This window comes from Sphingobacterium lactis (assembly GCF_051951495.1).
Lineage (GTDB): Bacteria > Bacteroidota > Bacteroidia > Sphingobacteriales > Sphingobacteriaceae > Sphingobacterium > Sphingobacterium lactis_A.
In genome coordinates this window covers 821588-833838 of the sequence record NZ_JBNHAS010000001.1, presented here as the reverse complement: position 1 = coordinate 833838, position 12251 = coordinate 821588, and the positions used below count along the sequence as shown (strand labels likewise).

General features: G+C 36.2%; 9 protein-coding genes and 1 tRNA gene. 6 read left to right on the top strand and 4 right to left on the bottom strand.

All coding sequences use genetic code 11. The features are described 5' to 3' along the window. Window position 1: 1 nt before the first annotated feature. Window positions 2-1528, top strand: a complete 1527-nt coding sequence (locus ACP6L2_RS03555; protein ID WP_440507919.1) for a PLP-dependent aminotransferase family protein — start codon at window positions 2-4, stop codon at window positions 1526-1528. Here the strand turns inward: ACP6L2_RS03555 and ACP6L2_RS03550 are convergent, their stop codons facing one another. The 4 genes from ACP6L2_RS03550 to htpG form a co-directional block, all read right to left on the bottom strand. After that, window positions 1529-1948, bottom strand: a complete 420-nt coding sequence (locus tag ACP6L2_RS03550; protein WP_440507918.1) for a hypothetical protein — start codon at window positions 1946-1948, stop codon at window positions 1529-1531. Between the two features lie 629 nt (window positions 1949-2577). Next, window positions 2578-3756 (bottom strand): serine hydrolase domain-containing protein, encoded by a 1179-nt coding sequence (locus ACP6L2_RS03545; RefSeq protein ID WP_440507917.1) that lies wholly within the window; start codon window positions 3754-3756, stop codon window positions 2578-2580. 151 nt (window positions 3757-3907) lie between these two features. Continuing rightward, window positions 3908-3981, bottom strand: a tRNA-His gene (locus tag ACP6L2_RS03540). Window positions 3982-4335: 354 nt separating this feature from the next. Continuing rightward, the gene (gene htpG, locus ACP6L2_RS03535; RefSeq protein ID WP_440507916.1) at window positions 4336-6225 is read right to left on the bottom strand and encodes a molecular chaperone HtpG; all 1890 of its coding nucleotides are present in this window, start codon (window positions 6223-6225) and stop codon (window positions 4336-4338) included. 147 nt (window positions 6226-6372) lie between these two features. Between htpG and ACP6L2_RS03530 the strand changes: the two genes are divergently transcribed. The 5 genes from ACP6L2_RS03530 to ACP6L2_RS03510 all read left to right on the top strand — a co-directional run bounded on the left by ACP6L2_RS03530 (window position 6373) and on the right by ACP6L2_RS03510 (window position 12233). Next, entirely contained in the window at window positions 6373-6942 is a 570-nt protein-coding gene (locus tag ACP6L2_RS03530) for a suppressor of fused domain protein (RefSeq protein ID WP_440507915.1), read from the top strand. A gap of 92 nt (window positions 6943-7034) precedes the next feature. Beyond that, window positions 7035-7718, top strand: a complete 684-nt coding sequence (locus ACP6L2_RS03525; protein WP_440507914.1) for a DUF4397 domain-containing protein — start codon at window positions 7035-7037, stop codon at window positions 7716-7718. 73 nt (window positions 7719-7791) lie between these two features. Continuing rightward, window positions 7792-8280 carry a DUF6882 domain-containing protein gene (locus ACP6L2_RS03520; protein ID WP_440507913.1) on the top strand — a complete coding sequence of 163 codons (489 nt, stop codon included), beginning with the start codon at window positions 7792-7794 and terminating at the stop codon, window positions 8278-8280. A gap of 102 nt (window positions 8281-8382) precedes the next feature. Further along, window positions 8383-11928, top strand: a complete 3546-nt coding sequence (smc, locus tag ACP6L2_RS03515; RefSeq protein ID WP_440507912.1) for a chromosome segregation protein SMC — start codon at window positions 8383-8385, stop codon at window positions 11926-11928. 116 nt (window positions 11929-12044) lie between these two features. Further along, complete coding sequence (locus ACP6L2_RS03510) at window positions 12045-12233, top strand: hypothetical protein (RefSeq protein WP_440507911.1); 189 nt, start codon at window positions 12045-12047, stop codon at window positions 12231-12233. The last annotated feature ends 18 nt before the right edge of the window (window positions 12234-12251 follow it).

Below are 12251 nucleotides of genomic sequence, written 5' to 3'. Positions count from 1 at the left end.
AATGTACTACCTTGCCGGACCATCAAAGGGTACCAGTAAAAAGATGATAGATAGTCCGGTTGATATATTATATGCCAATTTCATCCATTTAGATCGAAATTCCAGTATTCCGATTTATTTACAAATAGCCAATCAATTGATTCTCGCTATTAATCGAGGAACATTGAAACCAGGCAGCAGGTTATTAGGTACTAGGCAACTAGCCAATCAACTTCAAGTTCACCGCAATACAGTTACGGCTGCATTCGAGGAACTCTTAGCTCAAGGTTGGGTAGAAATCAAACCTAATAAGGGAACTTTTGTTGCTGAAGAACTTCCCTTAAACCAAAAATCCTTATTACCCCCTATACGCTATCCTCAAAAAACTGGCTATTCCTTTGAGAAAACATTTCTTTTTGACAATCCCTATGAAATAAGCAATTGCCAGTACGTCTGGAATGATGGCACTCCAGATATTCGCTTAACACAAATCAATGACCTTTCTCGGGTTTATAGTGCAAATTTAAAGCGAAGGAGCAACCAATCTAAAATGGGCTATTACAACCAAGAAGGCAGCGAATACTTTAAAGAGCAATTATTAAGCTATTTGAAAACTTCTAGAGGCTTACGGATTAACCTCAGCAATCTATTGATTACTCGAAGTATGGAAATGAGTCTCTATATCCTGACTGAGATTCTTTTAAAACCTAAGGACATTGTCGTTATTACCGAATTGAATTACTTTTCTGCTAACATGACCTTCCAAAAATCCGGAAGTATTATACGAACTGTACCTGTTGATGAAGAAGGTTTAGATACCCAAGCTTTACGTTTGATCTGTGAAAAGGAAAAAATAAGAATGGTATATCTCAACTCTCATATGCACTATCCAACAGTGGTAAGCTTAAGTGCCAAACGCAGAATGGAAATCATGCAATTGGCCGTAGAGTTTAACTTTATTATTGTAGAAGATGATCCTGATTATGATTTTCAGTTTGATAAACCTGCTTTGATGCCCTTGGCTGCAAATGATGAAAACGGCATGGTCATTTATATTAGTTCTTTCGGAAAATCACTCGCTCCAGGTTTTAGAACGGGATTTATCGTATGTCCTGAGAATTTAATGCAGGAAATGTATAAATATTTAGGTTTAATCGACCGTCAAGGTGATGTTCTTATGGAACAAGCATTAGGTGAATTAATTGAGGAAGGATTGATCCATCGACATATCAAAAAATCCTTGAAATCTTATCGTGAAAGAAGAGACATCATGGCTAGCAAATTAATCAGTGATTTTAAGGAAGAAATAACATTTGAAATCCCCAATTCTGGATTGGCTTATTGGTTGCATTGGAAAAATCCCATCAATTTGTTAAAACTAAGCCAAATAGCAGCTAAACATGATCTCTTCATACCTAAGACCTTATTATATCAAAAAAAGGATTTATGTGCGATGCGCGTCGGATTTGGCAACCTGACAAGCGAGGAAATCATAGAATCGCTTGATATCCTAAGGAAAAGCTTAAATGAATTAGAAAAACTGGGCTAATTAGTTACGGACAGCCTTCATATCATCTTTTGATGAAACAGGGCTTTTGTAATGAATGTATAAACGTTTATACTTAATCATCTCTCTCGTATCCGCCATGTAGATCATCTTATTGTCTCGGAAAACTAACCTTGCCGCTTTTTTCTCCATACTCGTGGCAAAATCAAGAAATTCTCTAAAGAAATTACGACGTTCATTCGTGGAGAACCTACTCTGTTGGCAAATCAATAGAATAATTCGCTCATTGAAAAATATCTTAATCCTTGAACCTTGCACATTCAGCAAGTAAACGATAGGTTCAGGACCATCATTAGGGAATAAGCCGAAACCTACCCTACCCGATTCATCATTAAAAACATAGGCATAAAATTTAACAGTGCCTATTACACTTGAATCTACTAAAATATTCTTTGATAACATGTGGCAGTTAATTTTTGGACCTCATTATAAATCAATGAGTTGATATCAAAGATATAATTTTTTTCGATAAATCCTATATCCAGCCTTTTGAATTAACCCAAACTTAACGTAATACCATCAAAACCCACTACAATCTTAATTTATAAGAGTAAATTGTCAAATGTAACTTCCTTTATATCCAAAAAATTACAATAATCGTAAACTAACTAAAACCAATATCAATAAATTTTTACGGTAAAGAAGTATTATTTACACTTGGATATTCCATATGTTGAACTACATATAAACTCGTATTTCCTTTGGGTTGGATTCGAGACACCTAGGGAATTTCTAAGGATGTGATAGGGATCTCCTTCGGATCTCGTTCGGTTGGAACCGAACGAGATCCGAAGGAGATCCGAACAAGTTCCGAAGGAGATCCGTTAGAGTCTCGAATCCAACCCCTACCAAACCCCTAGCAAACCCCTGTTTGAGACGATGAGAATACAGACAAAAGATAACAGAATTACTTGTCTTTTATTTAGTATGGAGTATTATGTATGGAGAACTTCAGTATGAAAAATGGAGTCAAATTATATTGGTGAACTTGAGAATTAAAGATCAATAATACTGCGAAATCAATAAGAGGATTAATTAAAAAGTTCCAATGTTTCGGCAATTGCCTTTAGATCTTCTAAAATCTTCTGGTTGTTTTCCGTTTCGATGTTTGAATTAATTATTACAACACGGCCAATATTGCTTTTTTGGTCTATGGATATGACTGCAAATACCCCAGGGTCACTACCTGTATGTGTCAATCTCCCTTTAGAATTGTAGCTCCAAAACATGGCTTGGTTTATCGTGTTCTTTGTCATATTCTGAGGAAGATTGTTAGCATCAAATTGTCTTTTAAAAAGCTTATTATAAGATTCTGTTACCAAAAACTTAGATGATCCATATTGAGAGGTAACCAAAACTTGGACATATTTTATTAAATCTTGCAAAGAGGTTTTCAGCCCTCCATCTGGATAGGTTATTGAACTGTAGATTTTCACCGATTTATCTTCATTCACAAGATCCTTATAAAATGGATAATTTGGCTTATTAATTTCATACAATGTTGCATATCGATCAGCAAACTGTTCATCATAAAACCAGTGTGTATCACTTAGGTTTAAGGGTTGGAAGATATATTTTTGGGTGAATTCATCAAAAGACATATTGGCCTTTATTTCAATCAGGTAGGCAGCTAAAGCGGAGGCAATATTGGAATAACTATAGGTACTTCCAACAGGAGCTTTGATAAAATTCTTCTTGCTGAAGGATTTACCAGTTTTATTCAAAGAATTCATTAAAAAATCACCTAATGACTGATCAGGTTTTTTACCGAGATGATAACTCTTTATAAAAGTATCTTCAAAATCAATGATTCCAGAGGTATGGGTAAATAGGTGTTTTATTTTGATGGTATCTTTTGGGCGATATGGATTTACCACCTCAAAAGGAAGTATATCATTAATAGCAGTCTCTTCGTTGAAATAGTTTAATTCAAATGCCTTTACCAAAGCTAAAGCAATCATTGTTTTACTGATGGACGCTACAGGCATGATCTTATGTTCTGTAAAAGGAGTTTTTCTCCCAACATCAGCATATCCATAAGCTTTTGAAAAGAGGATAGAATCATTCTTTACGACTCCAATTGCAAAGCCTGGAAATTCGGATTGTTTATATATTTTTTGGAATCTCTCATCAAGATTTTGAGAATTGGTCTGAGCACACAATGATATAGAAATTAGCAGCAATGGAAGGAAAAGAACCTTAAAATTCATGACAAGAAGTTCAATTAGTGGTATTTACAATCGAAAATACTAAATAATTCTAAGCATGAAAGAAGTTGAATTTCGGAAATTTTAATAATCCTTTAGGAGAGGCATAGAAATGGGGTACAAAAAAAGCTTCTTATTTCTAAGAAGCTTTTCGGGTAAGTAATGGGGCTCGAACCCACGACCCCTAGAACCACAATCTAGTGCTCTAACCAACTGAGCTATACCTACCGTGATTTTGTGATACAAAAGTAGAACTAAAATCTATATACTCCAAATATTTTTAACAGCTTTTCCTGCTTTAACTCCGAATAAGCTCATTTCTAATTAGATATTTTTTTAGCCAGCTAAGTAAAACGCCCTTGAACCGGGCATAAATCGTACTTCCTTGCTATATAAAGCTTGATTTTTACTTGCATTGTAGAGTAAACTACGACCTTAAATCCTATGATATTCGTAAATAATGAGCTTAATAAACCTAAAAAAGGGACAGCGTAATCTATTACACCATCCCTTTTTTTAATATCACCGAGCAAGGTATTCTTTGCTCGGTGCTGATATAGTAATCTAAAAATAGTCTTGTTATTAAATTAAATCCACACTGCGCTTCACAAATGCAGTTAATTCTGGACCTGTTAATAGGCCGCGAGATAATAGAGCTAAGTCAAAAGCTTGTTTGGCTAATTTCTCTCCATCTTCATCTGAAGATTCTATGATGCGTTTCACCAATGGGTGGTTACCATTTACAGTTACTTTGTAGTTATCCGGTAAATTGCCATAGAATCCCATACCTCCACCAGTTTTAGCCATATCTTTCATACGGCGCATAAACTCATCTAAGGTCACCGATACTGGCAAATCACTTTCAGGAAGTGCATCAACCTCCACTTTCATATCATTTCTGGAAATGGCCTTATCGAAGATCTCCGATGCTTTTTTGCTTTCTTCTTCTGACAAATTCAAGGTTAGTTGCTCATCTTTCGGAATCAATTTCTCAATTACATCAGAATCCACACGCTTCAATTGTACCTTCTCTCCTCCTTTTTGCTCTAGATATCCTGCAAAGTGAACATCTAAAGGCCCATCTAATACCAATACATCATAGCCTTTTGCTTTTGCTCCAGAAATAAAGCTGTCTTGTTGAGACTGATCGTTCGTGTATAGATAAACAATGTTGCCATCCTTATCCACTTGGATATCTTTTACTTTCTCGTAAAATTCCTTCATGGTATAATATGCAGCGTCTACATCTTTTAACAAACAGAAATCATTTGCCTTTTCAGCAAATTTCTCATCTGTAAGCATACCATATTTGATAAACAAACCGATGTCATTCCACTTCTCCTCAAAACCTTTACGATCTGCCTTGAAGATTTCCTGCAATTTATCTGCAACCTTCTTGGTAATGTAATTGTTGATTTTCTTCACATTGCTATCCGCTTGAAGGAATGAACGCGAAACGTTTAATGGGATATCAGGTGAATCAATTACACCTTGTAGTAACATTAAAAACTCTGGAACGATATCTTTTACCTCATCAGTAATGAACACTTGACGAGAATACAACTTGATTTTATTTCGTTGAATCTCGAGTTCATTTTTGATTTTAGGGAAGTAAAGAATACCTGTTAGGTTAAATGGATAATCTACGTTCAAATGAATCCAGAACAAAGGCTCATCCATTGAGTGTGGATACAACTCATGGTAGAAATCCAAATAATCTTGATCAGTCAATTCGGAAGGCGCTTTTGTCCAAGCCGGGTTGGTGATGTTGATAATATTGTCTTTTTCTACTGTTTTGTATTTTGGCTTACCATCAGCATCTTCACCATCAGGTTCCGATTCTGTTTTTGTACCAAAACGAATTGGAACAGGTAAGAATTTCGCGTATTTATTTAAGATCTCCTGAATTCTACTTTTGTTCAGGAATTCGGCAGACTCTTCATTGATATGAAGGATAACATCCGTACCACGAGTGGTTCTTGTACCCTCATTGATTTCATAGGTAGTAGATCCATCACAAGTCCAGTGTGCAGGTTCAGCACCTTCTTGGTAGGATAAAGAATTGATCTCAACCTGGTCAGCAACCATAAATGCTGAATAGAATCCTAGACCAAAGCGACCAATGATCTCATTTGCATCATTTGCCTCTTTGAATTTCTCCATGAATTCGGTAGCACCAGAAAAAGCAATCTGATTGATGTATTTCTTGATTTCTTCAGCAGTCATACCGATACCATGATCTGAAATGGTAATGGTCTTTGCAGATTCATCCAATTTAACATCGATCGTTAAATCACCAACTTCTCCACTGTATTGACCTAGTGAAGCTAGTCTTTTGATCTTTTGCGAAGCATCTACTGCGTTGGATACTAATTCACGTAAAAAGATCTCGTTATCAGAATATAAGAATTTTTTAATTACCGGGAAGATATTCTCGGTATGAATGGAAATGGTACCTTTCTCTTCTTGCATATTGTTATAAATGTTATGTCTTAATTAGTTTTGTTATACCTTAACAATAGGCATTCCATTGTTAGAATTAAGTCAATTTGACATGATAAACTGCAATTTTTGCATAAAAGAGCTACATTAGCCTAAAATTTAGTGAAATTTCTTCCTATGTTGTTTAGTAAGCCCGACTTTTTAAAATCTCCCTTAGAACATTTCCGTGGAAATATTGAGCAAATATTCGATACTAACGTGCAGATATTCCGGGAGAAATCGGTTAAAAAAGGACTTCCATTTGTTTATACCTTGGTTATTCAGAAACAACAACAGCCACTATTGACCAGCATTTCTTATGGTGCTTCATTCGCCATCGCACCAGAACAAAAAAACAAGGTTGAACTCCTACTTCAGATGGAGACCGATGATATGGCTTGGGCACATGTGATTGGATACTTGGCCAATCATTTACGTGGTGATTGCCCATTTCATGAGGGCGAAATCATACGTTTTGGGCAAAAGATCAGTCAGGAATCCAAATTAAATAGCTTTGTCGTTTGTAAACCTTTCAGGGAAGAACTTCAAAATAGCATTCAAGACAGCAGAAAATCAAGTAGCGTGCATTTGATGCAGCTTTTACCCATTTATGAGGAAGAAGTCCTAAGTATAGCAAAATACGGTTTAAAGGGCTTTATTGACCGTTTACAAGACAAAAAAACCGACCCCAAAAGAAAGCCTATTTAATTTTTTCTTTTTCTCTTGTAGCATTTGATGGAACGTTACCGTATTTAAGAATGAACGTTCTAAAAAGTTACAGATAATTAGAGAAAAAGACCATGAGGAAAATTAGCATTTTATTCGTTTTAATAGCAGGTATATTTAGTTTGACGAGTTGTTTAAAGGACGACGAGGGGACTTATCCTGATGCAGCTGGAGTAGCCGTAGTAAACGCCTACCCTATTGAGAGCAATTTATATTTTTTAATTGGCGGCCGTGAATTACCAAATTATGCCGGTCAATATAAAACTTACACAGGATTTTACGCCATCCCAGGAAATAAAAACTTCAAAGTTTTTAACGGATTGAGCAATGAACTCCTAATTGATACCACCATGAATTTTGTGGATAGCTTATCCTATGCAACCTTTGTTTATGGTGAGGCAGGAAAACCGATGTTCTTACGTGCTAAAGATGAAGCATTAAAAGACTTAGGAACAAAATCAGCAGCTCGTTTCTTCCATTTTGGAAACAAAGCTGGAAAAGTGAATTTAACCATTGATAACCAAGATATCACCGCTTTCAAAAATAGAGTTCGTGAAAGCAGTCAAACAGTAGAGAATACAGAAAAGTTCCAAGTGGTTAATTCAGGAACCTATACCTTAACTGTTACAGATGAATCAGGACGTCAATTAGTTAAAAAAGAAAACGTAGAATTCCAAGCAGGAAGATACGTGAATATTTTGCTCATGGGCACCCTAGATGACAACAAATTCCCATTGGAATTGGGCGTAATCTATTAATATTAGGCAGCTTTACAATACATCCATAATTTAGGAGAGCCCATTTTACATGGGCTTTTCTTATTTTTACCCTATGAATAATCAAGAACCTAGCATACCTATTCTTGGAAAAAATGAAACATTTGCCGCACTCCATCAGAAGGCACATGAATACATTTTGGAAAAGCAAGAAGATTTAGAATACGAATATGGTTTTGGACAATATGATCGTTATACCTTAGATGAAAATAACCATATCCTCTCCTATTTCTTAGATAACGAATTGAAGCTTCAAATAGAATACCTGGTTATTGGTCAATATGAAAAGGATCTGCAGCAATGGACCTGGCAATGGGTGGAGCAAGCTGAGCTTTTAAATGAGGGAAGTGATTTAGAGATTATTCGCAATTACGGTGAGTTCTATGGTATGGAAGCCCTTCATTTGGAGAAATGGACAGCAGACTTAGGCTATGCTTGGGCAGTAACTGCCATAGCGGCCTATTTAAGACGTGCATTGGGTATCTTCAGGTTACAAGGGGATTCCACTGACCAATTTATCCTATTAAAAGAAATCGTCGCTTAAACTTATCGACATTTAATAAGAAGGACTATCCGACTACTATTTTAATCGTAGTTGAAAATCCTTATTTTCGCACACATTTGAATTTTACGTAAAGAGAGGCGCATGCAGTTAACGAAGTTAGAGATTAAAGGGTTTAAGAGTTTCGGTGATAAGGTATCCATCAATTTCAATGAGGGGGTTACAGCGATTGTTGGTCCCAATGGTTGCGGTAAATCAAATGTTGTTGATGCCATTCGTTGGGTTTTGGGTGAACAGAGCACCAAGAACCTTCGTTCGGAAAAAATGGAAAACATTATTTTCAACGGAACCAAAAATCGTAAACCTGCTAACCTTGCTGAAGTATCTTTAACCTTTGACAATACAAAGAATATCCTTCCAACGGAATTCACAACAGTTACCATCACCCGGAAATTATTTCGTACAGGTGAAAGTGAATACCGCCTTAATGATGTAAAATGTCGATTAAAGGATATTACAGATCTGTTTTTAGATACTGGTATTGGTGCGGACACCTATTCCATCATTGAATTAAAGATGATTGATGAAATCATTGCCAATAAAGACAATTCTCGCAGAAATTTATTCGAGGAAGCCTCTGGTATCTCCAAATATAAGGTTCGCAAAAAACAAACTCTTTCTAAGTTAAAAGATACGGAAGCTGATCTTTCCCGAGTGGATGATCTATTGTATGAGATTAATAAGAATTTAAAATCATTAGAAAATCAAGCTAAGAAAGCTGAGAAATATTTTGCCTTAAAAGCAGAATACAAAGAGGCAAGTATAGGCTTGGCTTATTATAAACTAGAAGGTTTCCATCAAGATCTTGAACGCATTACGGAACAAGAAACCCAACAACAAGACCTATTATTAAAAACCCAAACACAGATTACTCAAAAAGAATCGGAGTTGCAGGCTTTAAAGCGAGAAATCTTAGCCAAAGAAAAGAATTTAGCTGCTCAACAAAAGGCAACCAATGAGTATGTCAATAAAATACGTAGCTATGAGTCTGAAAAGAAAATAAAGAATGCGCAAATGCGTCACCTTCAGGAAAAGGAGACTCGTCTTAGCAATGATCTAAATAATGATAAACAGCAGCTCAACCATGTGCTTTATAATATTAAAAGACTGAATGAGGAACTGTTTGAAGAGCAAGAGAAGTTAACTACGATACAGCAGGACCTAGAAGTCAACAAACAAGAGGTTGAGGCATTACGTGGTCAGCAACAAGCTGCCAAAGGAAAGTTAGATGGATTCAATAAATCCAACAACGATTTACAAAACAACATCTACAAATTAGAAAAGGATATTGCAGTGCTGGGTATTCAAAAAGATGCCTTAGAACAAGAGTCCTTACGCACCAGCAGCGATACGCAATCAAAAGAACAAGAATTAAATCAATTCAATAAAGTAGTCGCTGAGCTGGAAGAACGTGTTAGCTTACAGCAAGAGCAATATGATGTAGCCATCCAAACCGAAGAGGAATTGCAAGCTCAAATACAGCAAACGGATGCTCAAATCAAAACCACGACAGAAGAGCTAAACAAGGAAATTCGTATTGCTGATGCAAAACAAAACGAATATAACTTGACGAAGTCTTTGGTCGATAACTTGGAGGGCTTTCCAGAGTCCATTCGTTTTCTAAGGAAACATGCCGGATGGAAGAAACAGCATCCCCTATTCTCGGACATCTTATTCTGTAAAGAGGATTATCGCGTTGCCATTGAGAACTATTTGGAGCCTATCATGAATCACTATGTGGTAGAAACCAAAGATGAGGCCGTACAAGCGATCAAATTACTGAGTGAGGCATCACGTGGTCGAGCGAATTTCTTTATCCTAGAAGCCGTTAAAACAGCGGATTTCCAAAGGAAAGAGTGGCCAATGGATGACCGCATGATTTCTGCAATGGATATCATTTCGGTAGAAGATAAATATAAGACACTTTGTAGCACCTTGCTACATGGAGTGTTCTTATTAAAATCTGAAGAAGGAATGACTTTAGAGTCCGACCTTCCGACTGATGAGCGTATCATTTTACAGCGAGAAGGCAAGTTTACCAAAAACAAACTAGGCCTTAGCGGTGGTTCAGTGGGACTTTTCGAAGGAAAAAGAATAGGTCGGGCTAAGAACTTGGAAAATTTAGCCAAAGAGATTAAAACGCTAAATCAACGAATTGAGACTTTCCAAAAAACAGAAAGAGAACTTCAAGATCGCATCATCAGCTTAAGAGGAAGTTCTCAAAAAGAATTTATTGATGAACAAAGGGTTCAATTAAATCGCTTAAACAACGAATTGATTTCTGTTAAAACCAAACAGGAACAGTATCAGACTTTCATTACCAATAGCCAAAACCGCAAATTGGATATAGAAACCAAAGTTGCCACATTAAGTGCAGAATTGGAAAAAGCGGAACCGGAATTAACGACTTTAAAGATACAATCGGAGAACAACCAGGAAGAGCTCATGCGCTTGCAAGAAGCTTTCAGGGACGTTTCAGAAATTCTAACAGATAAATCCACTGTATTTAATCAGGAAAACATCAAATTCCATCAGCAACAAAGTAAGGTATCTACCTTGAATAAGGACTTAGAATACCGAGAGCATCAGCAGATGGATTTTGAAAAACGCATTGAGAAAAACGCTACGGAATACGATCAGGTTAAAGAAGATATTAAAGAGGCCATGAAGTATGTGGATTATAATGATACTGATTTATTGGCTATGTATGAACAAAAGGAATCCTTAGAAAAGGGACTTCAGGAAGTTGAAGAAGATTTTTACGGCTCCCGTAAAGTTATCAATGATGTGGAGGATGACATTACTTCGCTTCGCAAGAATAAAGACTTTACGGATACCTTAATATCCGATTTAAAAGATAAGAAAACTACGCTTCAGATAGATTTAAATGCCTTAAAGGAACGCTTATCAGTAGAATTCAATATTGAATTGCAAGACTTATTGGAGGGTGAGATTCCTGAGAATAGGCCTGCTGCACAAGATCTGGAGCAACAGTGCAATAAATTGAAAAAGCAATTGGATGAATACGGCACGATCAATCCGATGGCCAAGGAGGCATATGATGAGATGAGCGATCGCCATAATTTCATTCAAAAGGAGAAGACGGACCTAATGGAAGCTAAAGCATCGCTTTTAAGCACTATTATGGAGATAGATCAAACAGCGAATGAGAAATTCATGTATGCTTTTACAACCGTTCGTGAGAATTTCATTCAAGTATTCCGATCCTTATTCAATGAAGAGGATTCTTGTGACATCATCCTAAGTGATCCGAATAACCCATTGGAATCAGATATTGATATTGTTGCGAGACCAAAAGGAAAAAGACCATTATCAATTAATCAGCTTTCAGGTGGTGAGAAGACATTAACTTCTACAGCATTATTGTTTTCTTTGTACCTTCTTAAACCTGCCCCTTTCTGTATATTCGATGAGGTGGATGCACCGTTGGATGATACCAATATTGATAAATTCAACAATATTATCCGGGAATTCTCCAATCAATCTCAGTTTATTGTGGTTTCGCATAATAAACGAACAATTGCTAGTACGGATATTATTTACGGTGTTACCATGGTGGAACAAGGTGTATCCAGAGTGGTTGCAGTAGATTTAAGAGATGTAGCCTAAAATATCACCATAGGTGAATAAAAAATAAAGCAGGAGCTAATTAACTCCTGCTTTTTTATTATAAAATATTTTTGTTTAAATTTACGATAACCAATTACAAATAAACCTTTTATGATATGACTTATAATCAATCCTTACTTTTATTAGTCTCCATAGCAACATTTGGAACCGGTTTATTCTTTCTCCTGGATGGCATCCCAGACAACAACCATATAGGTTATATTTCCTTAGGGATTTTGGTTGCTGTTAATGCCTTTTATTATTTCTTTTCCAATGAATGGTTAAATAGGAAAAAACGATTTTAGGCTTTCTCCTATTTGTAT